General features: G+C 43.0%; 23 protein-coding genes, 5 tRNA genes and 1 pseudogene. 22 read left to right on the forward strand and 7 right to left on the reverse strand.

Annotation, left to right across the window (positions count from 1 at the left end; genetic code table 11):
- Nucleotides 1–86: 86 nt before the first annotated feature.
- The 3 genes from murQ to NSQ37_RS06400 form a co-directional block, all read right to left on the reverse strand.
- Nucleotides 87–1,016 (reverse strand): N-acetylmuramic acid 6-phosphate etherase, encoded by a 930-nt coding sequence (gene murQ, locus NSQ37_RS06390; RefSeq protein ID WP_122503669.1) that lies wholly within the window; start codon nt 1,014–1,016, stop codon nt 87–89.
- 99 nt (nt 1,017–1,115) lie between these two features.
- Nucleotides 1,116–1,592: a GNAT family N-acetyltransferase gene (locus NSQ37_RS06395; RefSeq protein ID WP_094032871.1), complete on the reverse strand. Its 477-nt coding sequence runs from the start codon at nt 1,590–1,592 to the stop codon at nt 1,116–1,118.
- An 18-nt stretch (nt 1,593–1,610) separates the two neighbouring features.
- Nucleotides 1,611–2,063 carry a DUF523 domain-containing protein gene (locus NSQ37_RS06400; protein ID WP_007408014.1) on the reverse strand — a complete coding sequence of 151 codons (453 nt, stop codon included), beginning with the start codon at nt 2,061–2,063 and terminating at the stop codon, nt 1,611–1,613.
- A gap of 180 nt (nt 2,064–2,243) precedes the next feature.
- On the opposite strand from NSQ37_RS06400, the gene NSQ37_RS06405 reads away from it, so the two are divergent.
- The 17 genes and pseudogenes from NSQ37_RS06405 (at nt 2,244) to NSQ37_RS06485 (ending at nt 16,623) form a co-directional block, all read left to right on the forward strand.
- Nucleotides 2,244–2,315 (forward strand) — tRNA-Glu (locus tag NSQ37_RS06405).
- 3 nt (nt 2,316–2,318) lie between these two features.
- Nucleotides 2,319–2,394 (forward strand) — tRNA-Val (locus tag NSQ37_RS06410).
- 5 nt (nt 2,395–2,399) lie between these two features.
- Nucleotides 2,400–2,472 (forward strand) — tRNA-Thr (locus NSQ37_RS06415).
- Nucleotides 2,473–2,491: 19 nt separating this feature from the next.
- Nucleotides 2,492–2,576, forward strand: a tRNA-Tyr gene (locus NSQ37_RS06420).
- 4 nt (nt 2,577–2,580) lie between these two features.
- A tRNA-Gln gene (locus NSQ37_RS06425) sits at nt 2,581–2,652 on the forward strand.
- A 231-nt stretch (nt 2,653–2,883) separates the two neighbouring features.
- Nucleotides 2,884–3,447 carry an RNA polymerase sigma factor SigW gene (gene sigW, locus NSQ37_RS06430; protein WP_003156766.1) on the forward strand — a complete coding sequence of 188 codons (564 nt, stop codon included), beginning with the start codon at nt 2,884–2,886 and terminating at the stop codon, nt 3,445–3,447.
- Nucleotides 3,448–3,460: 13 nt separating this feature from the next.
- A complete protein-coding gene (rsiW, locus tag NSQ37_RS06435) occupies nt 3,461–4,087 on the forward strand; it encodes an anti-sigma-W factor RsiW (protein WP_011996220.1) in 627 nt (208 codons plus the stop codon).
- A gap of 165 nt (nt 4,088–4,252) precedes the next feature.
- Nucleotides 4,253–5,074, forward strand: coding sequence for a diadenylate cyclase CdaA (gene cdaA / locus NSQ37_RS06440; protein WP_003156763.1), 822 nt, complete (start codon nt 4,253–4,255; stop codon nt 5,072–5,074).
- Nucleotides 5,067–6,506 carry a CdaR family protein gene (locus tag NSQ37_RS06445; protein WP_015239058.1) on the forward strand — a complete coding sequence of 480 codons (1,440 nt, stop codon included), beginning with the start codon at nt 5,067–5,069 and terminating at the stop codon, nt 6,504–6,506. The genes cdaA and NSQ37_RS06445 overlap by 8 nt, the downstream gene beginning before the upstream one ends.
- Nucleotides 6,507–6,523: 17 nt before the next feature.
- Nucleotides 6,524–7,870 (forward strand): phosphoglucosamine mutase, encoded by a 1,347-nt coding sequence (glmM, locus tag NSQ37_RS06450; RefSeq protein ID WP_007408011.1) that lies wholly within the window; start codon nt 6,524–6,526, stop codon nt 7,868–7,870.
- A 431-nt stretch (nt 7,871–8,301) separates the two neighbouring features.
- Nucleotides 8,302–10,104, forward strand: a complete 1,803-nt coding sequence (glmS, locus tag NSQ37_RS06455; RefSeq protein WP_003156758.1) for a glutamine--fructose-6-phosphate transaminase (isomerizing) — start codon at nt 8,302–8,304, stop codon at nt 10,102–10,104.
- Nucleotides 10,105–10,573: 469 nt separating this feature from the next.
- On the forward strand, nt 10,574–11,680 hold the full coding sequence (locus tag NSQ37_RS06460) for a DUF3800 domain-containing protein (RefSeq protein ID WP_122503670.1): 1,107 nt from the start codon (nt 10,574–10,576) through the stop codon (nt 11,678–11,680).
- Between the two features lie 114 nt (nt 11,681–11,794).
- Nucleotides 11,795–12,724 (forward strand): bacteriophage abortive infection AbiH family protein, encoded by a 930-nt coding sequence (locus NSQ37_RS06465; protein ID WP_122503738.1) that lies wholly within the window; start codon nt 11,795–11,797, stop codon nt 12,722–12,724.
- Nucleotides 12,725–13,042: 318 nt separating this feature from the next.
- On the forward strand, nt 13,043–13,252 hold the full coding sequence (locus tag NSQ37_RS06470) for a hypothetical protein (RefSeq protein ID WP_124692614.1): 210 nt from the start codon (nt 13,043–13,045) through the stop codon (nt 13,250–13,252).
- A 129-nt stretch (nt 13,253–13,381) separates the two neighbouring features.
- Nucleotides 13,382–14,404 (forward strand): hypothetical protein, encoded by a 1,023-nt coding sequence (locus NSQ37_RS06475; RefSeq protein ID WP_122503671.1) that lies wholly within the window; start codon nt 13,382–13,384, stop codon nt 14,402–14,404.
- Nucleotides 14,405–15,120: 716 nt separating this feature from the next.
- A pseudogene (locus NSQ37_RS06480) lies at nt 15,121–15,992 on the forward strand (ABC transporter ATP-binding protein).
- Complete coding sequence (locus NSQ37_RS06485; protein ID WP_122503672.1) at nt 15,970–16,623, forward strand: ABC-2 transporter permease; 654 nt, start codon at nt 15,970–15,972, stop codon at nt 16,621–16,623. Before NSQ37_RS06480 ends, NSQ37_RS06485 begins: the two are co-directional and overlap by 23 nt.
- Nucleotides 16,624–16,736: 113 nt before the next feature.
- Here NSQ37_RS06485 and NSQ37_RS06490 read toward each other — a convergent pair whose 3' ends face one another.
- Nucleotides 16,737–17,651, reverse strand: coding sequence for a hypothetical protein (locus tag NSQ37_RS06490; RefSeq protein ID WP_053104619.1), 915 nt, complete (start codon nt 17,649–17,651; stop codon nt 16,737–16,739).
- Nucleotides 17,652–17,752: 101 nt separating this feature from the next.
- Here NSQ37_RS06490 and NSQ37_RS06495 point away from each other — a divergent pair, with 101 nt between their 5' ends.
- Entirely contained in the window at nt 17,753–18,919 is a 1,167-nt protein-coding gene (locus NSQ37_RS06495) for a DUF4885 family protein (RefSeq protein WP_218791450.1), read from the forward strand.
- Nucleotides 18,920–18,971: 52 nt separating this feature from the next.
- On the opposite strand, the gene NSQ37_RS06500 is transcribed toward NSQ37_RS06495, so the two are convergent.
- The 3 genes from NSQ37_RS06500 to NSQ37_RS06510 all read right to left on the reverse strand — a co-directional run bounded on the left by NSQ37_RS06500 (nt 18,972) and on the right by NSQ37_RS06510 (nt 20,994).
- On the reverse strand, nt 18,972–19,817 hold the full coding sequence (locus NSQ37_RS06500) for an aldo/keto reductase (RefSeq protein WP_163113915.1): 846 nt from the start codon (nt 19,815–19,817) through the stop codon (nt 18,972–18,974).
- 110 nt (nt 19,818–19,927) lie between these two features.
- Nucleotides 19,928–20,620 (reverse strand): LrgB family protein, encoded by a 693-nt coding sequence (locus NSQ37_RS06505; protein WP_007408978.1) that lies wholly within the window; start codon nt 20,618–20,620, stop codon nt 19,928–19,930.
- Nucleotides 20,590–20,994, reverse strand: a complete 405-nt coding sequence (locus NSQ37_RS06510) for a CidA/LrgA family holin-like protein (protein ID WP_341123421.1) — start codon at nt 20,992–20,994, stop codon at nt 20,590–20,592. The genes NSQ37_RS06505 and NSQ37_RS06510 overlap by 31 nt, the downstream gene beginning before the upstream one ends.
- Nucleotides 20,995–21,190: 196 nt before the next feature.
- Between NSQ37_RS06510 and NSQ37_RS06515 the strand changes: the two genes are divergently transcribed.
- The 4 genes from NSQ37_RS06515 to NSQ37_RS06530 all read left to right on the forward strand — a co-directional run bounded on the left by NSQ37_RS06515 (nt 21,191) and on the right by NSQ37_RS06530 (nt 25,379).
- Complete coding sequence (locus tag NSQ37_RS06515; protein WP_011996235.1) at nt 21,191–21,622, forward strand: MarR family winged helix-turn-helix transcriptional regulator; 432 nt, start codon at nt 21,191–21,193, stop codon at nt 21,620–21,622.
- 424 nt (nt 21,623–22,046) lie between these two features.
- Nucleotides 22,047–23,432 carry an amino acid permease gene (locus tag NSQ37_RS06520; RefSeq protein ID WP_015416703.1) on the forward strand — a complete coding sequence of 462 codons (1,386 nt, stop codon included), beginning with the start codon at nt 22,047–22,049 and terminating at the stop codon, nt 23,430–23,432.
- Nucleotides 23,433–23,524: 92 nt separating this feature from the next.
- Entirely contained in the window at nt 23,525–24,238 is a 714-nt protein-coding gene (locus NSQ37_RS06525) for a YjjG family noncanonical pyrimidine nucleotidase (protein ID WP_305175600.1), read from the forward strand.
- 10 nt (nt 24,239–24,248) lie between these two features.
- Nucleotides 24,249–25,379: a sensor histidine kinase gene (locus tag NSQ37_RS06530; protein ID WP_150940968.1), complete on the forward strand. Its 1,131-nt coding sequence runs from the start codon at nt 24,249–24,251 to the stop codon at nt 25,377–25,379.
- Nucleotides 25,380–25,383: the final 4 nt, after the last annotated feature.

Below are 25,383 nucleotides of genomic sequence, written 5' to 3' on the forward strand. Positions count from 1 at the left end.
GCCTGAAACGCGTCCTAAAAGCGCCTGCGCCGATCATGAAAACGGCGCGGGCTCGTAAAAGCACATTATTTTTCACCAAAGAACGATCAGCGTTCTTTTTCTTTTGAAACGTGCTGTTCAATGGCTTTGTCAATGAAGCCTTCTGCTTCTTTGAGCAGTGCCTTCGCGTGTGTTTCGTCTGAATTCATCTTCAGCATGACGATTGCCGTTTTGACATGGCTGCCTGCGGCCTCAAGCGTTTCTTTTGCCTTGTCGTACGGAACGCCCGTGATGCTTTGGATAATGCCGATTGCGCGTTCTTTCAATTTTTCGTTGCTGACATGAACGTCCACCATTAAATTTTCGTACACTTTGCCGCTTTTGATCATCACGGCCGTGGAAATCATGTTCAGAATCATTTTATGTGCCGTCGCCGCTTTCATTCGTGTTGACCCTGTAATCACTTCGGGGCCGACGACGACTTCAATGCTGTGATCGGCATAAGTGCTGATCAATGAGTGTTTATTGCATGTGAGCGCGACAGTTTTGGCGCCGATTGTTTTTGCGTATTTCAGCGCACCGGCCGCATACGGCGTGCGCCCGCTTGCCGCGATAGCGATCACGGTGTCTTCTGCGGTAAGCCCGATCGTTTTGAGATCGAGAGCGCCGGTTTCCTCGCTGTCTTCTATACCTTCAGCCGCTTGCAAAAAGGCGTCTGCTCCTCCGGCCATCAGACCGATGACAGTGTCGGGACTTACGCTGTATGTAGGCGGGCATTCAACCGCATCCAGTACACCGAGTCTGCCGCTTGTGCCCGCTCCCGCATAAATCAGCCTGCCGTTTCGCCGTAAGGACTGATGGGCGAATTGAACGGCAATCTGAATATCGGGCAGCACCTGCTGAACGGCTTCAGCCACTTTGAAATCCTCTTCGTTAATGATGCGGAGAATTTCCATCGTGTCTGCTTGATGGATTGAAGCGGTCTGCGGATTTCTGGTTTCTGTGGTCAATCTGTGAATGTTAAGCCGGTCTGTCATGATTGTACCCTCCCAAGTCGTTAATACTTGAAGTATATGGGCTTCTGAATAGATGTTTCAAGAAAAATCGGCAGGGATGAGATGAATAATCAAGCGCTTTCACAAAAAATGATGCAGAATGTGCTGTTCACCGATCGGGCCGATCCTGCGACGACCTTTATCAATAAAACCGGAAGACCGGTACAGGTTCTTTGCACGATGATTGCGATGGTTTACAGCAAGCACGATTTCATCACACCAAGGAAAGTAATTTGCGACAAAAGCGGGGAGCTGCAGCATCGCTTGTTTGGCATAACCTTTTCCCTGATGCGGCGCATGTAAGGACAGCGCACTCAGCAAAATGGCAGACACATTATTCGAATACGGGGCAATGGTTTCTTTTGAGGTATGTAAAATAAAAAAACCGACGGGGCGGTCTTCTTTTAAAATGACTGTCGGGTAGCGATCCCGGATGACAAGAGCCTGCGGCAGTACATCCTTCGGGAGAGCTGTGAACTTTATATCTTCTTCACTCAGCACAAACCCGTTCAGCCCGTCTGCATGCTCCGGTTTATAAAAGGACAGGGCTACATCCATGATATCTACTCTCCTTTTTTATAATTGATCCAATTCATCTTCTGATAGAACACGGCAGCCTGCCCGTTTTAAAAGAGCGGAAGTGATGCCGTCTCCGATTATTTTTTTTCCTGAGAAAGTGCCGTCATAGATAAAGCTGCTGCCGCAGGACGGACTGTTTTCTTTAAGGATGACCGTGGCGGCGCCTATTTCTTTTGCGTATGCTAATGTTTTTTCCGCGCCGTCCATATATAAAGCCGTAACGTCTTCGCCTGATGCCGTTACGATTCTTGCTGTTCCGTTCAGCACGTCTTCGCCCGTGCCGCCGATGATTTCCGCCGGTTCGCGGGGAGTGGTGAAGCCGCCCAAAAGTTCGGGGCAGACCATAACAGCTTTCTTTTCTTCTACGAGTCTGCGGATTTTTTCCGAAGCGGCGTGAGAGCCGTTATACCTGCATTCGATACCGCCGAGACAAGAGCTGACTAAGATCATCTGTGTCCATTCCCTTCAATATTTTGATACTTTCATCATAAATGAAATAAGAGAGGAGGGATGAGTTTTTCAGTTAAAAAACGGGTAAAAAAGTTTGAAAATAAAAAAAATAATTTTCCTCTTTACAAATGGGGTACAACCTGTATATAATAACTTTTGTCAGCTCGACGCGGACACAACGGCCCGTTGGTCAAGCGGTTAAGACACCGCCCTTTCACGGCGGTAACACGGGTTCGAATCCCGTACGGGTCATATGGAGGATTAGCTCAGCTGGGAGAGCATCTGCCTTACAAGCAGAGGGTCGGCGGTTCGAGCCCGTCATCCTCCACCATATTTGCCGGCCTAGCTCAATTGGTAGAGCAACTGACTTGTAATCAGTAGGTTGGGGGTTCAAGTCCTCTGGCCGGCACTGTTTTTCAAAAAAATACGGAGGGGTAGCGAAGTGGCTAAACGCGGCGGACTGTAAATCCGCTCCCTCAGGGTTCGGCAGTTCGAATCTGCCCCCCTCCACCATTTTTGGGCTATAGCCAAGCGGTAAGGCAACGGACTTTGACTCCGTCATGCGTTGGTTCGAATCCAGCTAGCCCAGTCTCAGACACCTTTTGCATAAAGGTGTCTTTTTTTTATCAGCATTTTGTTTCGATTTCTGATTGTTCATCAGATATACTATTTTTAAGCTGCTGTTAAGGCAGTATATTCTGTATTTTCCATCTACACCCTGCCTGAAATTTGGTAAAATAAATGTAATAAAAAAAATGAAACCTTTTAAAACAATCAACGTATAGATACAGACCGGTGAAGGGCAGAGGTAAGATAAAACATGGAAAACCTGATTAAAAAAAGAATCAAGCAAGTCAAAAAAGGCGATCAAAATGCGTTTGCAGAAATCGTTGACCTTTATAAAGATAAGATTTACCAGCTTTGCTACCGCATGCTCGGCAATGTTCACGAAGCGGAAGATATTGCGCAGGAAGCTTTTATCAGAGCGTATGTCAATATCGACAGTTTCGATATCAACAGAAAGTTTTCAACGTGGCTTTACAGAATTGCGACCAACCTGACCATTGACCGCATCCGCAAGAAAAAGCCTGATTACTATCTGGACGCAGAAGTAGCGGGAGCAGAAGGGCTGACGATGTATTCGCAGATCGCCGCGGACGGGGTTCTCCCTGAAGACGCCGTATTGTCATTGGAGCTGTCGGACACAATTCAGAAAAAGATTTTAAAGCTGCCTGACAAGTACAGAACGGTTATTGTATTAAAGTATATTGACGAACTCTCTTTAATTGAAATCGGGGAGATTCTGAATATCCCTGTCGGCACCGTCAAGACAAGGATACACAGAGGCAGAGAGGCTCTTAGAAAACAATTGAGGGATCTTTAAGTGGGGTGATGAAATGAGCTGTCCTGAACAGATCGTGCAGCTTATGCATAAGCATCTTGATGGAGATATCCTTCCTGAAGATGAAAACGTATTAAAACAACATTTGCAGTCATGCGGGAATTGCAAACGGCATTTTCATGAAATGGAGAAATCCGTAGCACTCGTCCGAAGCACATCGCATGTCACGGCCCCTGCTGATTTTACTGCCAAAGTTATGGCGAATCTTCCAAAAGAGAAAAAACGCGCTTCTGTAAAACGATGGATCAAAACTCATCCGATGATTGCAGCCGCAGCGGTTTTTGTGATTTTAATGGGCGGCGGTTTTTTCAACAGCTGGCATAATGACCACAATTTCAGTGTGTCCAAACAGCCGAACCTTGTCGTGCAGAATCACACGGTCACCGTCCCTGAAGGCGAGACCGTAAAGGGCGATGTCACAGTAAAAAACGGCAAGCTGTTCATTGAAGGAAAAGTCGACGGCAATGTGACCGTCGTCAACGGAGAAAAATACATGGCCTCAGCCGGACAAGTCACCGGGCAGATTGAAGAGATTAACCAATTGTTTGACTGGGTCTGGTACGAACTGAAATCGGCGGGCCAGGGCGTCGTGAGCGCTTTGGACCCGAGTGAAGATGAGTAAAGCGTATAATCGCTTTACTCTTTTTTTGTGCATCGCCGCTCTGGCTCATTTCACTTGAGAAATCAAAATGTGGTATAATGAGCACGCTATATGATGTACATATTGCTCATGCAGCACAATTCATAACAGAAAAACGAAATGACTGAATTCTTGGAGGACGAGGAAATGGCTTTTGAGGACATCCCATTTTTGCAATACCTCGGCAATGCCGTTGATATTCTCCTTGTTTGGTATGTGATATATAAATTAATCATGGTCATACGCGGGACGAAGGCGGTTCAGCTTTTAAAAGGAATCGTCGTCATCGTATTGGTCCGGATGGCCAGTTCATATTTGGGACTCAGCACGCTTCAGTGGCTGATGGACCAAGCGATAACATGGGGATTTTTAGCGATCATCATTATATTCCAGCCTGAGCTGAGACGGGCGCTTGAACAGCTCGGACGGGGCCGGTTCTTTTCCAGGAGCGGAACCCCCGTGGAGGAAGCGCAGCATAAGACAATTGAAGCGATTACAAAATCGATCAGCTACATGGCGAAACGCCGCATCGGCGCACTCATCGCGATTGAGCGCGATACGGGAATGGGCGATTATATTGAGACGGGCATCCCGCTTAATGCGCAGGTCAGCTCGGAGCTTTTGATTAATATCTTCATCCCGAATACACCGCTGCATGATGGAGCGGTCATTATGAAAAATAACGAGATTGCGGCGGCTGCCTGTTATCTGCCGCTTTCTGAAAGCCCGTTTATTTCAAAGGAGCTGGGGACGCGTCACAGAGCGGCTGTCGGCATCAGTGAAGTGACGGACAGCTTAACCATTATTGTATCTGAAGAGACGGGCGCCATCAGTGTGGCCAAAAACGGAGACCTTCATAGAGAATTGACGGAAGAAGCACTGAAAGAAATGCTTGAAGCCGAGTTTAAGAAAAACGCCAGAGATACTTCTTCTAACCGCTGGTACTGGAGGGGCAAGAAAAATGGATAAATTCTTAAACAACCGCTGGGCTGTAAAGATCATTGCATTGCTCTTTGCGCTGCTGCTTTACGTTGCGGTTAACAACAACCAGGCGCCGACTCCGAAAAAGCCGGGGGAATCCTTTTTTCCGACATCAACGACTGACGAGGCTACGCTTACTGATATTCCTGTAAAAGCATACTATGATGAAGCGAACTATGTCGTCACCGGCGTGCCCCAGACCGTAAATGTCACGATTAAAGGCTCGACAAGCGCGGTGAAAAAGGCGAGACAGACGAAGAATTTTGAGATATACGCCGATATGAATAAGCTGAAGACCGGGACTCATAAGGTCGAATTGAAGGCGAAAAACGTATCGGACGGACTGACGATCTCCATTAACCCGTCAGTCACGACGGTTACGATTCAGGAAAAAACGGCTGAGAGTTTTCCCGTGGAAGTTGAATACTACAATAAAAGCAAAATGAAAAAGGGATATACCCCTCAGCAGCCGATTATCAGCCCGAAAAACGTGCAGATTACAGGTTCGAAAAATGTGATTGATAACATTTCACTTGTCAAAGCATCCGTGAACCTAGAAAATGCAAATGAGACCATTGAAAAGGAAGTGAAGGTGACCGTCTATGACAAAGACGGCAACGCACTTCCTGTTGATGTTGAACCGTCAGTCATTAAAGTGACGGTTCCCGTAGCCAGTCCGAGCAAAAAGCTTCCTTTCAAAATCGAAAGGAAGGGTAGTCTTCCGGACGGGGTGAGCGTTGCGAGCATTGACTCGAATCCGAGTGAGGTGACGGTTTACGGCCCGCAGGATGTGCTGGATTCACTTGAATTTATTGACGGCGTATCTCTTGATTTAGGCAAAATTGATAAAGATACCGATATCAATGCCGATATCCCGCTTCCTAAGGGTGTCACCAAGGTATCACCGGAAAAAATCACGCTTCATGTTAAAGTGGACAGTGAAGACAAAAAGGATTTTGACAATGTCGGAATCAAGACGGTCGGACTGGGAGGCTCACAGCAGATTGAGTTTCTCGATCCTGAATCGCAGGCGATAAATATTACGGCCAAAGGCTCTCCCGCCAACATTAAGGCGCTGAAAAAGTCGGACATTGAACTGTATGCCAATGTCTCGGACCTGGATGACGGAGAGCACTCTGTAAAGCTTGAAGTAAACGGCCCGCAAAACGTCACATGGTCCCTGTCAAAAGACACGGTTAAGATCAAGCTGACTTCTAAGAAAAACACAAGTTCAAATAAAAATGACGGCGGCTCCGCTGATTCCGGCAATAAGAACGGCACAAGCGGAGACGCAGACAAAGACAAGAACAAGAACCGGGAAGACGACACTGACAGCGATCAGAATAAAAGTCAAAACCAGGATCAAAATCAAGACCAGGATGAAGACGGATCAAGCGCTGATTCTTCTTCAACAGAATGAAAAAGGAGCGATACAAAATGGGCAAGTATTTTGGAACAGATGGTGTAAGAGGTGTTGCCAACAGCGAGCTTACGCCAGAGCTGGCCTTTAAAGTTGGGCGTTTTGGCGGTTATGTCCTGACCAAAGATAAGCAGCGCCCGAAAGTGCTGATCGGCCGTGATACACGTATCTCCGGACATATGCTGGAGGGAGCCCTTGTCGCCGGACTTTTATCGATCGGAGCTGAAGTGATGCGCCTCGGCGTTATTTCTACGCCGGGGGTATCCTATTTAACGAAAGCCATGGATGCTGAGGCGGGCGTCATGATCTCCGCTTCTCACAACCCCGTACAGGATAACGGAATTAAATTTTTCGGAGGGGACGGCTTTAAGCTTTCTGATGAGCAGGAGGCCGAGATTGAACGTCTCATGGATGAACCGGAAGATAAGCTGCCGAGACCGACAGGCGCGGACCTCGGGCTTGTAAACGATTATTTTGAAGGCGTTCAAAAGTATCTGCAATTTTTAAAGCAGACGGCGGACGAAGATTTCACAGGCATTCATGTAGCGCTTGACTGCGCCCATGGTGCGACATCATCCATTGCGACGCACCTTTTTGCCGATCTCGATGCTGACGTATCTACAATGGGGACGTCTCCGAACGGATTAAACATTAATGATGGCGTCGGGTCTACACACCCGGAAGCGCTGAGTGCTTTCGTCAAAGAAAAAAACGCCGATATCGGCCTTGCGTTTGACGGAGACGGCGACCGCCTCATTGCTGTTGATGAAAAAGGAAACATCGTCGACGGTGATCAGATTATGTACATATGCGCGAAGTATTTGAAATCAGAGGGCCGTCTGAAGGATGATACCGTCGTATCGACTGTGATGAGCAACCTCGGTTTTTACAAAGCGCTTGAAAAAGAAGAAATCAAAAGCGTTCAAACGGCAGTCGGCGACCGCTATGTCGTAGAAGCGATGAAAAAAGACGGCTATAATGTCGGCGGCGAGCAGTCAGGGCACCTTATTTTCCTTGATTACAACACTACCGGCGACGGTCTTTTGTCCGCGATCATGCTTGTGAATACGCTGAAGGCGTCCGGCAAAACTCTTTCAGAACTTGCGGATGAAATGAAAAAATTCCCGCAGCTCTTAGTGAACGTGAAAGTGACGGATAAATATAAGGTAGAAGAAAACGCTAAGGTGAAGGCCGTTATTTCTGAAGTGGAAAAAGAAATGAACGGAGACGGCCGGATTTTAGTGCGCCCATCAGGCACCGAACCGCTCGTCCGCGTGATGGCCGAAGCGAGAACAAAAGAGCTTTGTGACGAATATGTCACAAAAATCGTGGATGTCGTGCGGACAGAAATGGGAGCGGAGTAGCGAAGTTTATAAGCAGAGAGCGAACAAGACAAGTGCGATCAGCATAATATGATAGTAAACATGATGCCGGGGCGGCAAAAAATAATTGACCGTCCTTGGCACATGCTGTAAAATCAAGCTTGTTCAGCCTTTGTTTTTCACTTGCAGGAAAGGCGGGATTGTTTGCATCTTTTATAATTACAGCGCCCGAACTAAGCGCCCGAAAAACGGCTTAGTTGACGAGGATGGAGGTTATCGAATTTTCGGCGGATGCCTCCCGGCTGATTCATTTAGATCACAGCCGTAAGGATTTCTTCAAACCGGAGGGGCGACTCTCCGAACAAAGAGAAATCACATGATCTTCCAAAAAAACATGTGGGAGGGGACGATTGAAAGTCCCCTTGTAATTTGACTTTCTTCGTCTCCTTTTGCACCTTTAGGAGGAAGAAAAAATGTGTGGAATTGTAGGTTATATCGGTCAGCTTGATGCGAAAGAGATTTTGTTAAAAGGATTAGAGAAGCTTGAGTACCGCGGTTATGACTCTGCCGGTATCGCTGTGGCGAATGAGCAGGGCGTGCATGTGTACAAAGAAAAAGGCCGCATCGCCGACCTTCGTGAAGTGGTGGATCACACGGTTGAATCTCAAGCGGGAATCGGCCATACACGCTGGGCGACTCACGGCGAACCAAGCTTCCTGAACGCTCACCCGCATCAAAGCGCACTCGGCCGCTTTACACTTGTTCACAACGGTGTGATCGAGAACTATGTTCAGCTGAAGCGCGAATATCTTGAAAACGTTGAACTGAAAAGCGACACGGACACTGAAGTAGTCGTTCAAATGATTGAGCAATTTGTGGCGGGAGGACTTAGCACAGAAGAAGCGTTCCGCAAAACACTGACTCTGTTAAAAGGCTCTTACGCAATTGCATTATTTGACGGTGAAAACACAGACACCATTTACGTTGCAAAAAACAAAAGCCCTCTGTTAATCGGCCTTGGAGATACGTTTAACGTCGTGGCATCTGACGCGATGGCTATGCTTCAAGTAACGAATGAATACGTTGAGCTTTTGGACAAAGAAATGGTGATCGTGACAAAAGACGAAGCCGTGATTAAAAACCTTGACGGTGAAGTCATGACACGTGCGTCTTATATCGCTGAGCTTGACGCCAGTGATATCGAAAAAGGCACATACCCTCACTACATGTTAAAAGAAACGGATGAGCAGCCGCTTGTTATGCGCAAAATCATCCAAACGTATCAGGACGAAAACGGCAGACTGGCCGTGGCCGGCGATGTCGCTGACGCCGTGGCGGAAGCGGACCGCATTTATATCGTGGCTTGCGGAACGAGCTACCATGCCGGTCTTGTCGGGAAACAATATATTGAAATGTGGGCAAACGTACCGGTTGAAGTGCATGTAGCGAGTGAATTCTCTTACAACATGCCGCTTCTGTCTAAGAAGCCGCTCTTTATCTTCCTTTCTCAAAGCGGAGAAACAGCGGACAGCCGCGCCGTGCTTGTTCAAGTCAAAGCGCTGGGTCACAAAGCGCTGACGATCACAAACGTTCCGGGATCAACGCTTTCCCGTGAAGCGGATTACACATTGCTTCTGCACGCAGGCCCTGAGATCGCTGTTGCATCAACAAAAGCGTATACGGCTCAGATTGCCGTCCTCGCAATCCTTGCGTCCGTTGCAGCAGAACGTAACGGCGTTGATATCGGTTTTGATTTAGTCAAAGAATTAGGTATCGCGGCAAACGCCATGGAAGCCCTCTGCGACCAGAAGGACGAAATGGAAATGATCGCGCGTGAGTACCTGACTGTTTCAAGAAACGCTTTCTTCATCGGCCGCGGCCTTGACTACTTCGTATGTGTCGAAGGCGCCCTGAAGCTGAAAGAGATTTCTTACATCCAGGCGGAAGGCTTCGCCGGCGGCGAGCTGAAGCACGGAACAATCGCTCTGATTGAAGAAGGAACACCGGTCTTTGCACTGGCGACACAAGAACACGTCAACCTGAGCATCCGCGGAAACGTGAAGGAAGTCGCAGCCCGCGGCGCCAACACTTGCATCATCTCGCTGAAAGGCTTAGAAGACGCAGACGACAGATTCATCCTGCCGGAAGTCAACCCTGCGCTTGCTCCGCTGGTATCTGTTGTGCCATTGCAGCTGATCGCTTACTACGCTGCACTGCACCGCGGCTGTGACGTTGATAAACCGCGCAACCTTGCGAAGAGTGTGACTGTGGAATAGTATATTTAACCCCTTTGGTTATTAGCCAGAGGGGTTTTTTAATGCGGAAATGAGAAATACATACTCTTTGCGATTGTAAAGAAATCCCCTTTTATATATTGAAAAGGATTAACACCTGCTTTATAATACGAGATGCATTCCGGTTAAAATCCATAAATGTAATCATTAGTAAATCATTTTTATGCATGCCTCATCACATGCTTGAACTGACCCTCCATTTAAGTCAGACACGTATTAATCCTACATATATGCAATCCTTTCAAATAGCAATCGGCTGTAGCTTTGAAATAAAGTTGTGATGAAACACTCCTTGAAAACATAACTAATCTGGTATATATCACTAGAAGTTATGAGTTTAGTATAGGTTGATTGGTATACGAGTGGAGATTTAATTTTTTAAGGCAGTTGCAGAAACTAAAATATTAGCGAATAATAAATAAGATAGATAAGAAACTAAGAGGTGGGGGAAATGGACTATTCTGATATTTATAATTTTATTTCTTCTGTAGGAGGAGTAACGAATATAGAGAAAAAATACATTTTATATTATGACGAAACAAATAATCCTCGTACTTTTAAAATCACAGATGATGGGTTTAATGTTAATGAACACGAATTTTTTATTCTAGGTGGAATCGGTTTTGAAGCTGATAATTTTGCATCGACTGATGATATCGACGAATTATTTGATGCATTTTTATTACAGGCTAATGTTACTGAAGTAAAATTTAAGCATATACGCAATAATGCGCAAGACTTCTTAGCGTTGATATCAAAACCAAAAGTAGCTGTTCTTATTGAGTGGCTTTTTGAAAAAAAATATTTAATTCATTATTCTTATGTCGATAATTTCTATTACACAATTGTTGATATAGTAGATTCAATGGAAGAATCGTGGTCTGGTGGACAAGGGTTAAATAGAGTTTTGAAAAATAGCCTTTATTCATTGATTAAGGAACACCGAGATTTATTTTTAAGTTTACTAATTGAAATGGATTATCCTAACATTAAAAATCATGATAAGTTTGTTGAAAAACTCGTAGATTTGTTAGGGTCTCTAAATATTAATGATGATTTTTATCTAGAATTTTTACGGAAAATACTGAAAATTCACAGAGAGAGAAAATTGACATTATTGGAAAATAACGAAGACAGGATAGCAATAGGTGATTATTCAACATTTTATATAAATTTGATAATTACTTATCCAAATGCAAATCACATTTTTGATCATGAATTGTATATTGAAGAAATTTTGGATGCTAATCTGAAAGAAATATTAGGGCATGAGAGTATAAAATACAAATTCGTTGATTCAAAAGATGAACGTTTAGTGCAAGTCTCGGATTTGATTATAGGGGTTTTACGTTATTGGTTGGATTTTTTGGAATTAGCAAATATAAAAAATCTTGGGGAAATACTAAGTAAGATTTCAGAATCTCAAAAAAATAATCTGAAAAAATTTCAGGAAATTTTGCTTTATTCCCTAGAAATAAGCACAGGATTCAAACATGGAATTGGGAGTAATGACTTTGAATTAAAAATTAGCTATTTCTTAGAATATAATTTTTCATAAATCACCAATTTATTGATATTTTATATCAAATAAATGTCGAGGATTCATTAGGAATTATGCTTAAAACTAAAAATATATCAGAATAACTTTTTTGGAGAAATGAGAGACGAGAATATGAATTTATTTATTATTGGAAACGGTTTTGATTTAGCGCATGGCTTGCCTACACAGTATTGGGATTTTCGAACGTTTTTAAGAAAACACTACGGCATTTTTTTGAATGATTTTGAAGAGAAATATTATTTGAGTGATAAAGAGTTAAAGAAACTTCTATGGAGTAGTTTTGAATTTAATTTAGCTAACATAAACGAAGATGTGCTCTTTGAGCAAATGTATCAAAGTACGGATTTAGGTCTAGAAAGTGGTAATGTCGGTATAGCTGATACTTTAAGGTATTATTTTGAATATGAATTTAAGTATATAGATAAATTAACTACCTATTTGAAAGAATGGATTGAAGAAGTAAATCTAGAGTTAGATGGTTTAAATAAAAGAACTTCTTTTATTCAAGAAAGCAATCAAGATATATTTTTAAACTTTAATTATACAACTACTTTGGAAGATGTTTACGCTATTCCGAGAGAAAACGTTTTACATATACACGGTGTAGTAGATTCAGAGTTTGATTTAGTATTAGGGCATTCAAATTCAGATAGAATAACTTATTTCTTCGAAAAATACCGCAAATTTCAAAATCAATATGATGAACGAAGCGCACCTATATATAAAATATTAGCTGAGTACTGTTCTAAAACATATAAAGATGTACATAAATATATGCACCAATTATTTCTATTAAATTTTGATTCTATTGAAAAAGTATTGATAATAGGTCATTCTCTAAGTACTGTAGATTTGCTTTATTTTAAAAAAATAAAGGAAAGAATCAGGGAAGAGGTAGAGTGGAACATTTATTATTATTGTGAAAATGATATCGATATATTGAGAGAACAAATAAAAGAAATAGGTGTTAATGAACAGAAAACACAATTTATTCCGTGTGATAAGTTTTATGATCTTTTTATCGCAGAACAACATTCTTAACATTATAAAATTAATAGTCTCTTATTTAATTATGATCAAAGTACGACCCAAGGGAACTGCTAAGAAGTTCACGAGGATGACTTTGAAATCCACTATTTAAAGTTCAGAAAAGGTGGTTATCTATTAATGCATTACTACATAGAAAAACGCCTTAATTGAATACTGTTTCCTACCTATGAAATCGCAACAGCACAGCAGGGGGGAGGCTATGCTCTTCAAAAAAGTCAGTTGGGGCATATATCTTATCGTCACAAAAAAGTCTGAGTATGGTTGGGTGATCTAATAGCGAACGATTGAATAACTAATGATATAAACAACGTGAAGGAACTACAGCCAAAGATAAAAGGCATATCTGTTGCTACGATTATTTTAGCAGGAAGAAATCAATCTATGCATTATGGAGAAGGAAGCTATAAAAATGTAATTAAAAGTTGCTTTGAAGCATTGGCACAGATAGATAGTGAATTTGCACTGCAGAATGCATCTGGAAAGAACATGAGTATAGAGATGTTGGATATGTTAGGTTGAGATGATTATGAAAGCTACATAGCTACTATGGAAGATTGTTGAACAGATAATCACAATGGCCGATTGTGTGCTAAAAAGTTGGGGAGTTTTTAATGAAACTGTTCAAGAAAACCATTAGGAGGGATTAGTGTGGATTTATTTAGCGTTCAAGTTGAAGAAGATAAGTTGCATCCAAACTTTATAAATGTATCTAAGGATCGAGACCTAGTTAAGGTGTTAAATACATGGGCAATTGGATTTCAGGATAGAGATAACAAATTAGCAAAGGAATTTCAAACAACTTTTAATACTGCTTTCTGGGAGCTATACCTACATGCTTGTTTTGGTAATTTAGGCTTTAAAATGGATTATTCCTATTCTTCACCTGATTTTGTTGTTGAAACTAGAAAGAAAAAGTTAGAAATGGTTATTGAGGCTGTAAGCACTAGACATGCAGATGATGGGACACCTGAATATGATAGAATAAATGCCATAGATGAAATGTTTAAAAAGGGTGATTTAGAAGATACTGCGCTCTATGATGAAATTGTTCATATAGCAACAGAGCGTATAGCTAACAGCATCAGAAACAAGGTTGGTAAATATCATAAAAACTACTCTAAACTAGATCATGTTAAAGGAAAACCATTTATACTTGCTATAGGCTCGTTTGAACAGCCATTCTTTTATAGTCAAGGTATAGGTGCGATAGAAAAAGTACTATATGGCTTAGTAAAAGCTGAGTATAGAGAGAATGAACCTTATTTCGAGTATTCAGATAATATAATAAAAAGAAAGAGTGGGGAGCCGATTCCAATAGGATTATTCAATGACCCGAAATTTAGTTTTATCAGTGGGATTTTATTTAGTTCTGTAGCTTCTATAGGGAAAGCGAGAGCACTTTCCATAAATAAAAAGAAGAGTGTATATTTTAATACTTACACTTATAACGATTATGATACAAAAGCTGAAATTAAAATGATTCCACATAAAAAATATAGAGAATCTTTGTTAGATGGGCTTTCTCTATACTTGAATCCCTATGCAGATAACCCTATAGATTCAACAGAGTTTGATAACAGAGATATAGCTAAAGTGTATAGTAATGATTTTCGTGAAATAAAACATGGTTTTCTTTATTCAAGAATAGTTAATGATATACAAGGTTTTTAAATAATAGTATTTTGAAATCTTGAGAAGTTAACATCTCGGGTAATTTCAAAAAGTTCCAGTGTTCAATTAAATTTGAACTTGGGCTTTTTCTTATTCTGCCACAGGAATATTCTCAAAGGTTTTGAATTATATTCTAACGAATTCAATATGACGCATATTTTAATTAAAAAAGTCGGCACAATTATTAGTTTTATGTTATTTTCAGGATTATTTCAATTAAAAAACGAAAATATAGAATAATTAATGATGTTTATAGTTATTTTAAGTAATAACGCATCAAATTCACCTTCAGATAATTAAAATTCTAATTAAAGGAATTTTCACCCATCTTGATTTCGGGACGGATTAATATTTGTTGGAGGCATTAGTACATTAAAAATAATCAACTTTTTCATAAAACATTAACCACATCAAATAAAACCACACATTTAGATCAATCTTTGTTCAAATCCCAACATTTACAGTCCACTACTAATCAAATACCAACATTGTCAAGTAATAAAATGTCTATAAACTTTTACCGTGAATATCCCATTATATAAACGTAATCAATCGATTACACATCCACATTATGCTTAAGACTTTAAAATCCCTTTTGTATTTGTCGACTCCTGATCCATTATGAATACTCGACTAGATATAAAAATAACAACATTTTTGCAATAATCCGGTTCAATTCTCAAAAAAAGTCTGACAACAATGATAGGAGTGGAATGATGTCAAACCTTTTAGAAATCAGAAACATCAGCAAATCTTTTGGCCATAAACTGCTTTAAAGGATGTTACATTCAATGTGCCTGCCGGATCAATTGTCGGTTTTATCGGTGATAACGGCGCAGGCAAGTCAACAACATTTAAAACGATATTAGGATTAATCTCTCAGGATAGAGGTAAAGTGAAAATCTTTGGTAAAGAGAATCTGGATAAACATATAAAGTTCAAAGAAGATATTGGGGTCGTATTTGATGCGATGAATCTTCCTGCGCACCTTACGATAAAGCAGCTGAATCATGTATTTAAGAAACTATTCGACGCTTGGGACCAAGAGCATTTTTACCGGTTGGTTCATTCTTTCTCTTTACCCATGGACAAAAAAGTGAATACATTCTCGCGCGGCATGTCAATGAAGTTATCCGTAGCTGTTGCTTTGTCGCATAATGCACAATTATTACTCCTGGATGAAGCAACGGGAGGGCTTGATCCCTCTTCAAGAGATGACCTGTTAAATGAATTAAAAAGCTTTGTGAGTAAAAGCAACGGCGGTATTTTACTTTCATCGCACATTATGACTGATGTCGAGAAGATAGCCAGCCATATCATTATTATGAAAGATGGCGAAATTTTATTAAATGAAGAGAAAGATAAGGTTCTTGAAAGCTATACTGTTATAGACGTTGATGAAGGCCAATTGGCTGAGCTTGACGAAGATATCATTCTAGCAAAAAGGAAACATGGATCTTATTGGAGTGTGCTTGTATCGGATCAACAGAAATTGCCGAATGGCGTAACGGCCAACACCATTTCCATAGAAGAAATCAGCGTCTTTTTAACGAGGAGTGAAAACATTGAGAGGTCTGTTACTGACTAACTATTACCTGGTTTATCGAAGTTTCTTTGCATACACGGGGTTGGCCATATTGGTATCAGCAGTCATTTTTTATTTTGGGGATGCTTCAATGCATCGTTTTGTTGCTATGCTGATTATTTTGTTTGTCGTCATGCCCGCACTTGAGGTTATAAAGTATGAGAGCAAGTCTGGCTATGACAGGTATGTCCTGACTTTACCGGTCAGCAGAACAAATATTGTTCAAAGTCACTATTTCTTTTATCTTTTGATTGTTGTGCTCGGAGCCGTACTATCTTATGGTGTTTTCTTTGTATACAGCCTGGGATCAGATGAACCGATTGACAGCATATTTAATATTGTCTCTTTTGGAACGTTCATCGTTCTCTTTGCCGGTGCAATCGTTTATCCTCTTCTCTACATGATAGGCCCGGAAAAATCCGATGCTATTGTAATTGGAGGGGCAATGGGGGGACTTTTTGCTACCTTTGGATTGCAAAGTGTCGTTGGGTATGTAGCAGAACAAGTACCGCTGTCATTTTTGCACATAAATCCTTCTTTATATGTTCTGATTATATATCTCATGATCGGCGTTATCTTATATATCATTTCATTTTTCATTGCCGCAGCTATATATCATAAAAAAGAATTTTAGCAGCGTGTTTAATGATTTTATGCTATGACAACAGGATAAGATGGCACGGGCTCGTAAATTCACTTTAACTCCAAGCAGGCAGCCGCCCGCCCAATGGGCGGCTGTTCTTCTAATTAAAACTGCGTTGTCACATCGTACTCATAATCAATCTTCAATTTTACATTTTTCATAGTCGATTTAGCTGTTGCAAGTGTGTTGTATTTAAAATTCCAGATGCTTGCCGCTGAGAGGTTATCATCCAGTGTAATACCGTAATTCCCTTGTGTGGAGCTGTTTGCAAGTGCACGGTGCCACACTTTATTTTCTTCCGACATGATGTAGTGGCTTGTATTTCCTTGGCTTGGTGTTTGGGTTGCGGTGGTGTTGATTCTTTTCACTGTGGCGTCTCTTGGAATGCTTGTCTGTTTGGTTAAGTCGAGTCTAAGAACAGTTGAATCTGATCCATTCGGACTGAGGCTTGTGTTCCCTTTATTTTCAGCTGTACCGCTGAATGAGAAGGTCTCACTGCCGGATTTGATTCGGTCGTAAATAGAGAGTGTAAAGTACATATCGTCAGTGTAGGAGCCGCGGGACACTTTCACGTAGAACGTCTCGTTATTTTCTTTCGCATCTGTATTTGCATAGATAAAAGGTAGCGCCGTATCAGGATTTATCACTTCTGTGCCTTTACTGATCAGTACTTTATTTTTATTATAAATTTCAATGTCCATTCCCTTGTATTCACTTCTTGTTGAACTCCTGACATAAAGTCTTTCTCCCTTATTTGCCGTGAAAGTGAAATACGAATCCTTTTCCCCTTTTGGCAATATGGCTGTATCAATATTTTTATATTTCCAGTAGCCTACTGGATTGGCAGTTTCAAATGAGTGATTTCCTGTAATAGCGCTTATTTGTGATGAGTTCTTTTGAGACGCAGAGGCTGAGGCTGAAGGTGCAAACAATACGCCTGATAATAAGATTGCACTGACAAATAGTATAGATATATACTTTTTCGTGGAAAATTCCTCCTTTTTGACTACATCATACATAAAAACCCTCATGATGTAAACATTTGTTATTTTAGGTTAAAATCAACTGGGAAACAGCCGATACAAACACTAGAACATCATCTCAAGCGGAGGTTAAAAACATGCGCCTAAACGCTCGTTATATAAAAAATCAAGTAATGGCTCAGCAAGTGCTTCAGCGGTATTCTTCCAAAACAAATGTGAAAGATGCGGCAAAAGGGCCGGACAGCTTATTGATTCAGGCAGGCGGGACCCGCGATCTGAGCCAGGTGAATTATTCAAGGAGCGGTGTCACTGAGAAAGGGAGCAGCCTGTCCCGTTTATATCAATCTGCAAATCAGAAAACGATTACGGATAATGGGAAAGAGACGGTAATAGACGCTAATAATCCGTATGAGTCTGAGAGTGATATTGCGAGCAAGATTCTTGATGAGAAATACAGCCGTATCAATGAAATTAATAAACGAAAACCAGATCCTTTGCATTATATTAAGGACAAATACCAGCGTGCCGATTCACCTTATTTCAGAAGTGATTTATCAGAATCGGAGCGTCAGGCCGCTTATCATAATGAAACGGAATGGCTGTTTAAGGGGAAAGCCCAAAGCTATGATTTCCGTGATGCGGCGTTTCGGGGTGAAACGCTCAACGGAGAGATTCAAGTCGAAAATGAAAGGGTGTTTCAGCGGGCGCAGGTGAATCAGCAGATAGATATGCTTTTTCATCGGAATCATATTCAGATTCCGGAGGGTGCGAATCTTACATTTACGATATCACCGATTGATTATCTGTTAAAAGTGAGCGGGACTGACGATAAAGATCTCACTCAGCAGATTGAAGCCGTCTTAAACTCCGGGGAAAACAGCAAAGAGCTGTTTGCGCACATCATTCGCAGCCGGAGTGATGACTCCTCGCAGTTTACGCCGGAAACATATGAGAAATATCAAGTCGTTCGGGAAATGTATGAGGTGACCGGCTATCATCTGAAAGACTTGCAGATCGTGGACGGAAAGTACGTCACAGAAGACGGACGCGACCTTTTAGAGGTCTATAAGGAAGCGCTGCAGCAAGATCCTTTGTTGAGACATACGGCGGCAGAAGCGGCCGCCCATTACGGACAGGGGCTCACGAAGCTTGCGAGAACGGGTTATGACGCCATTCCTGATTTGGTTCTGTCCATTGAGTATAAAAACGGATCTCTGCGTGATGTCGGCCAAAGCAGGCAATACGGATCTGGGGATACAGATTGGCTTTCTGAATGGAAACGGGAGCTGGGTGTGCGTATATAAATTGAGAAAAAAGCTGACAAATGATGCCGTCAGCTTTTCTTTATGCGTTTACTTAAAACTCCTCATACTCCGCCGGGTCTTGGCCGTTTATGCGTCCGTCGGGGCGGGTAAGCGAGTCGATAATGCTCATGTCGTTTTCATCAAGGGAGAAATCAAAAACGGAGATGTTTTCAAGCTGGCGCTCGGGCGATGCTGATTTTGGAATCGGGATGGCGCCCAGCTGGATATGCCAGCGTAAAATGACTTGGGAAATGGTTTTGCCGTATTTGTCCGCAATCCGTCCGAGTTTTTGATCGTTCAATACTTCGCCGGCGCGGGATAACGGACTCCATGATTCTGTCACGATGCTCTGTTCTTCGTGCCATTGGCGCTGCTGCTGCTGATTAAAAGCGGGATGCAGTTCTATTTGGTTGATGCCTGGCTTTACGCCGGTTTCACGTTCGAGCCGTTCGATATGCTCAGGCAGGAAATTGCAGACGCCGATGGATCGGATCAGACCCCATTTTTTCGCATCAATCAGTGCCTGCCATGCTTCCGTGTAGCGGTCTTGTTTCGGGTTCGGCCAATGGACGAGATACAGGTCATAGTAGTCCAGACCGGCGCGGTATAAAGATTCTTGGATGGTTTGTACAGCTTTGTCATAGTCATGGTAGCGCCCGGGCAGCTTGGACGTCACGTATAGCTGTTCTCTCGGAACAGAGCTTCTCTTGATGGCTTCTCCGACCGATCCTTCATTTTCATAGTTATAAGCGGTGTCAATCAGACGGTAGCCGATATCAATGGCGCTTGTAATGGCATGAACGCCGTTGTTTCCATTAAGAGCGTATGTACCGAAGCCGATCGCGGGAATGCTTGTCCCATCCAGCAGTTTCTTTTGCGGAATTGCTCCAGTCATCATTAAATCCCTCCTTGTTTTCTACTTTACCATTATTTTTACAAATGAAACATAATAATGGAAGGAAATGAGATGATCCGCACATGAAAAAAGCTGACGGAGAACCGCCAGCTTTAAATTTGAAACATCCATGCTACGACGGGGCCGAAGACCGACCCTAACACGGCGCAGAGCGTCATGGAAACAGAGCTCATGGAGACCGTTAATTCTCCGTACTCCATTGCTTTTGAGGTGCCGAGCGCATGGGAAGCGCTCCCGAATGCAATTCCTTTCCCGAGTGAGCTGCGAATGCGGATCCACTTGAGAAGCAGCGGTCCTAAGATAACGCCGGAAAACCCTGCGATCATGACGAACACGACTGTCATGGAAGGGACACCGCCGATACCGGACGCAATCTGTATCGCGACAGGCGTCGTAATTGATTTTGGGATAATTGACAAAATCAAACTCCGGCTGATGCCGAACAGCTCTGCAAATAGCAGGCCGCTGACCATTCCGGAGAATAAACCGGCCAACACGCCGCCGATGATCGGAAACATATACTTGATTAACACCCGGCGCTGCTTATAAAGCGGGTATGCCAAAGCCACCACGGCGGGGCCGAGCAGTGAATTGATCCATTGTCCGCCGATCATATAGTCTTTATACGAAATATGAAAAACAAGCAGCACGGCGATAATGAAAATCGTAGTCGTCAAAACCGGTATGAGAAAGGGATATGGAAAGCGCACATATAATTTCACCATAGCCAGATAGGCGGCGGCCGTGAACAAAATTATAAGGATTGCGATACATGCTTGCTGCACTTCTTTTCCTCCTTTCTCTGATTGGCTTTGTGCTCTAACAGCTGGCTGGCGTACCCTGCGGCGATCATTGTGACGATGGTGCTCAGCACGATGATCAGAAACAGAGCAGCCCCGCTGGCGGAAAACAGTGACGGGTAATTGATGACGCCCGTCATGGCCGGAATGAATAACAGCGGAAGAAAAGACAGCAAAAATCCGGCTCCGTCTTCAATCATTTTGACGGGAATGATCTTAACCGATAAACATATGATCAGCAGGATCAAACCGATGATACTTCCGGGAATGGGCAGGTGAAAGAACTGCTGAACGGCTCCCCCGATAAAGGAAAATGCGAATAAAATAATGATTTGCAAGATGATGCGTATGACTTTCACGACAATGCTGTTCTTTGGAGAAGAGCAGCTTCCCCCTTTCTTGATGCTTCGATATGTTTCTTTACTTTTTGCGCATATATTTGTACTATACAAATATATGTATGCAAAATCTTTCTATATGTTTTCTTAGTAAATGTGCATATGTTTGTATTATACAACTAATATTGCTGTTGTCAATTGTAAGGAGTGAGGCTGTTTGTCAAAACAAGATCCGATTGAATTAATTGAATATGAGCTCACCACTTTTATCAGGAGAGCTGTTTATCTTGATAACTCCGACCGTAAAATCGGACATCTGGAAAGGGCTGCGTATTTGTTATTACGGCAGCTGGATGAATTCGGACCGGCGCGTGTAAAGGAATTAGCCGAATCTTTTAAGCTGGATATTTCCACATTGTCACGCCAGGCCGCGGCCTTGGAGTCGAAAGAGCTGATCCAGCGTTTTTCCGATCCTTCTGACGGGCGGGTCAGTCTGTTTGCGATTACGAAGCTTGGCAAACAGAGGTTAAAAGCTGATAAAAAGATGCGTCTTGATCGATACCGACATATGCTTGACGATTGGTCAGGCGATGAAAAAGAAAAGTTCGGCCGGCTTTTGCTGCGGCTGAATGAGGCATTTATCGATTAATGCATGATTTTTGCCGGTTAAGCAGGATTATGGCGTATACAAGGGAGAATGGAAGAGAGTAAGACTTTACGCCATTCTGCTTAGCAAAAATAATATTGAATAGGGGGCGGAACATGTTTCTCCAGGGACATCCTGTTTCTCGGAGGCTGCAGCATTTATTATCTCAATATTCATAATTCAATAAAAATGAAAGCGCTTTATTTTTAGTTTGTTGGTTTAAGGTGCAAGGTGTTTACCTGAAAAAAACAATTGTATTTTCCACGGAAATTTATTATGATGAAATAAGGAAATTGGAGATTATACAACAATAGAAAAATAGAATATTTCTAATATTGCGGGAAATGAAGAGTGAGTTAGGTTCAACAGGTGCACCTTCTGCTTCATTATTTCACATATATCAGAGCTGTTAAGAGGAGGAAGCGAAGTGGCAAACAAAGAATTAAAGAGAGGCTTAGGCGCGCGTCATATACAGATGATTGCGCTGGGCGGCACGATCGGTGTCGGTTTATTCATGGGGTCATCCAGCACGATCGGATGGACCGGGCCGTCTGTCCTGCTGGCTTATGCGATCTCGGGTATCTTTATCTTTTTTATCATGCGTGCGATGGGCGAAATGCTCTATGTAGAGCCGAGTACAGGGTCGTTTGCGACATTCGGCCATAAGTATATACATCCGTTAGCCGGCTATATGACGGCGTGGAGCAACTGGTTTCAATGGGTGATCGTCGGGATGTCTGAAATTATCGCCGTCGGTTCGTATATGAAATATTGGTTTCCTGATCTGCCGGCATGGATTCCCGGCATTATCGCCATGGCCATTCTCGGTGCGGCGAATTTAATTTCGGTAAAATCTTTCGGTGAGTTTGAATTTTGGTTTGCCATGATCAAAATCGTCACCATTATTCTGATGATTGTGGCCGGAATCGGAATTATTTTCTTCGGTTTCGGTAACGGAGGGCATGCGATCGGATTATCTAATTTATGGTCGCACGGCGGTTTCTTTACGAATGGTTTTTCAGGATTTTTCTTTGCCTTGTCTTTGGTCGTTGCGGCCTATCAAGGGGTCGAACTGATCGGGATTACGGCAGGGGAAGCGAAGGACCCGCAAAAAACGCTGCGAAGCGCGATTCAGAGTATTATTTGGCGGATTTTAATTTTCTACATCGGTGCGATTTTCGTAATCGTTACCGTATATCCGTGGAATGAGCTTCACTCACTCGGCAGTCCGTTTGTTTCGACATTTGCGAAAGTCGGGATTACGGCGGCGGCCGGTTTGATTAACTTTGTTGTGATTACCGCTGCGATGTCCGGATGCAACAGCGGGATATTCAGTGCGGGACGCATGCTTTATACATTGGGCGTGAACGGACAGGCCCCGAAATTCTTTAAGAAAGTTTCTTCGAGCGGTGTGCCGATATTCGGTACGTTTGCCGTATTAATCGGACTTGTGATCGGTGTCGTGCTGAACTACATCGCGCCTCCGAAAATTTTTGTCTATGTGTACAGCGCGAGTGTGCTGCCGGGAATGATTCCGTGGTTCGTCATTTTAATCAGCCATCTCGGTTTCAGAAGAGCGAAGGGCGCTGAGCTTGATAAGCATCCGTTTAAAATGCCTTTTGCGCCGTTTACAAACTATTTGACGATCGCTTTCTTACTCATGGTATTGATCGGCATGTGGTTTAACAAAGATACGCGGATTTCGTTGGTTGTTGGGGTGATTTTCCTGGCGATTGTGACGGTCAGCTATTATGCGTTCGGTATCGGCAAGCGCATGCCTGGTGAAAAATCGAAAATAGAAGACGCTGTATAATTCAAAAAGACACCTCTCTTACAGGGGTGTCTTTTTCGGCTTGTCCGCGAGTGGTATACTGATTAAAAAAAGCAGAACCGGGGGAAACATCGATGAGTCATTACCGTACGTTATTATTTGATATAGACAATACGCTGCTGGATTTTACCGCTTCAGAAACCGATGCTCTTCAAAAATTGTTTCAAGGTTCAAAGCTGGAGCTGACGGCAGAGGTGGAAGCCCGTTATAAAGCGTTAAATCATGGGCTGTGGAAGGCGTTTGAAGAGGGGGAAATGACCCGCGATGAAGTGGTGAATACACGGTTTGCCCTTTTGTTTAAAGAATACGGCCTCGAAGCCGACGGCGTGCTGATGAATCAGGCGTACCGCCAATACTTAGAAGAAGGGCACCAGATGATAGACGGGGCTTATGAGCTGATTGAACGGCTGAGTCCTTTATTTGATTTATACATCGTGACGAACGGCGTCTCAAGATCACAATATAAGCGGCTGGGCGACTCCGGTCTGTATCCGTTCTTTAAAGATGTGTTTGTATCTGAGGACACGGGTTTTCAAAAGCCGATGAAGGAATACTTTGATTACGTGTTTGCGAGAATTCCCGGTTTTTCTGCCGAGGGGGGACTTATTATCGGCGATTCACTGAGCGCGGACATAAAAGGCGGTCAGATGGCGGGAATTGATACGTGCTGGTTTAATCCCGGAAAGAAAGCAAATGAGTCCGGAATCATCCCGACGCATGAAATTCATTCGCTTGATGAGCTGTATGATGTGCTGAACGTGGAGCGGAAAGCCGCCGCTCATTTGTAAGGAGAATTCGATGAAGATTGCACATACGAAGTTACTGATCAGGGGTTTTGCATTACTATCAATCTTTCATGCGATTCTTCAGCTTCCTCCCGGCCGGGGGGAGCTGAAGGTTTTTTTGTCTGTGCTCGTGATTATGCTGACGGTTAATGACTGCCTGCGGCCGCTATATATGAAGAGAAGGCCGGCTGTATATCAAGTCTCTTTTCTCCTGAGCAACGTTATCGCGGGAGTTCTTTTGCACAATGTCTATAGTGTGGGGACACAGGCCGTAATGGTGCTTTTATTGGCGGAGGTGCTTATTACTGATAAGCAGATTTCGGCTGTTTTGTTAACGATGAATGCCGCCGCATTTGCCGCAGCTTTATACGCCGGCGGAGCGGGTGTCAGTGATATCGTGCCGCCATACTTCATCATGTTTGCGGTGATTTATTTATATCGGAAAAACCTGCAGGAGAAGTCGAAGGTTGAATTGCTGAACCGAGAGCTGAAGATCGCTAATGACACACTGAAGGAATATTCAGACCGGATTGAGGAACTGGCCGTTACGAAAGAAAGAACTAGAATTGCGCAGGAGCTCCATGATTCTCTCGGTCATTATCTGGCTGCTCTGAAAATGAATTTGGAATTTGCCGGGAAGACAGCCGGGCATCAGCCGGACAAAGTGAAGCAGATCATTCATAAGGCGCATGATCTTACGAAAGAATCCATTTTAAAGCTTCGCCAGGCCGTTATGCTGCTGCAGGGCTCTTTGCCGGGGCGGGGATTTGAGCAAGAGCTCCGTGACATTTTCAGCCATTTTCAAGAGGCGGGAGGCATACGCTTCGAGCTGGAGACGGACGCGGCCATAGAAGCGGAACAGCCGGATGTGAAGCATTGTCTTTATCAATCCGTTCAGGAAACGATTACGAATGCGATAAAGCATGGACATGCTTCATATGTTTCTGTCCGGATTCAAAAAAACCGAAACATGATATTGGCGCATATTCATAATAACGGCTCAGCCTGCGGAACGATCATAAAATCAAATGGTCTGAAAGGAATTGAGAAAAGAGCAGCCGCACTTGGCGGAGAGGCTGTTTTCTCGTCTGGGAAGGAAACGGGTTTTGACGTGAAAATAAGGATTCCATGCAAGGAGGAATAATCAA

The sequence above is a fragment of the Bacillus sp. FSL P4-0334 genome, assembly GCF_038004825.1.
In the GTDB taxonomy this organism is placed as follows: Bacteria; Bacillota; Bacilli; order Bacillales; family Bacillaceae; genus Bacillus; species Bacillus velezensis.

What these genes read in the sequence shown, in the direction of transcription:
- murQ (WP_122503669.1), bottom strand. Translation starts at nt 1,016, where the DNA reads ATGACAGACCGGCTTAACATTCACAGATTGACCACAGAAACCAGAAAT.
- NSQ37_RS06395 (WP_094032871.1), bottom strand. Translation starts at nt 1,592, where the DNA reads ATGGATGTAGCCCTGTCCTTTTATAAACCGGAGCATGCAGACGGGCTG.
- NSQ37_RS06400 (WP_007408014.1), bottom strand. Translation starts at nt 2,063, where the DNA reads ATGATCTTAGTCAGCTCTTGTCTCGGCGGTATCGAATGCAGGTATAAC.
- sigW (WP_003156766.1), top strand. Translation starts at nt 2,884, where the DNA reads ATGGAAAACCTGATTAAAAAAAGAATCAAGCAAGTCAAAAAAGGCGAT.
- rsiW (WP_011996220.1), top strand. Translation starts at nt 3,461, where the DNA reads ATGAGCTGTCCTGAACAGATCGTGCAGCTTATGCATAAGCATCTTGAT.
- cdaA (WP_003156763.1), top strand. Translation starts at nt 4,253, where the DNA reads ATGGCTTTTGAGGACATCCCATTTTTGCAATACCTCGGCAATGCCGTT.
- NSQ37_RS06445 (WP_015239058.1), top strand. Translation starts at nt 5,067, where the DNA reads ATGGATAAATTCTTAAACAACCGCTGGGCTGTAAAGATCATTGCATTG.
- glmM (WP_007408011.1), top strand. Translation starts at nt 6,524, where the DNA reads ATGGGCAAGTATTTTGGAACAGATGGTGTAAGAGGTGTTGCCAACAGC.
- glmS (WP_003156758.1), top strand. Translation starts at nt 8,302, where the DNA reads ATGTGTGGAATTGTAGGTTATATCGGTCAGCTTGATGCGAAAGAGATT.
- NSQ37_RS06460 (WP_122503670.1), top strand. Translation starts at nt 10,574, where the DNA reads ATGGACTATTCTGATATTTATAATTTTATTTCTTCTGTAGGAGGAGTA.
- NSQ37_RS06465 (WP_122503738.1), top strand. Translation starts at nt 11,795, where the DNA reads ATGAATTTATTTATTATTGGAAACGGTTTTGATTTAGCGCATGGCTTG.
- NSQ37_RS06490 (WP_053104619.1), bottom strand. Translation starts at nt 17,651, where the DNA reads ATGTATGATGTAGTCAAAAAGGAGGAATTTTCCACGAAAAAGTATATA.
- NSQ37_RS06495 (WP_218791450.1), top strand. Translation starts at nt 17,753, where the DNA reads ATGCGCCTAAACGCTCGTTATATAAAAAATCAAGTAATGGCTCAGCAA.
- NSQ37_RS06500 (WP_163113915.1), bottom strand. Translation starts at nt 19,817, where the DNA reads ATGATGACTGGAGCAATTCCGCAAAAGAAACTGCTGGATGGGACAAGC.
- NSQ37_RS06525 (WP_305175600.1), top strand. Translation starts at nt 23,525, where the DNA reads ATGAGTCATTACCGTACGTTATTATTTGATATAGACAATACGCTGCTG.
- NSQ37_RS06530 (WP_150940968.1), top strand. Translation starts at nt 24,249, where the DNA reads ATGAAGATTGCACATACGAAGTTACTGATCAGGGGTTTTGCATTACTA.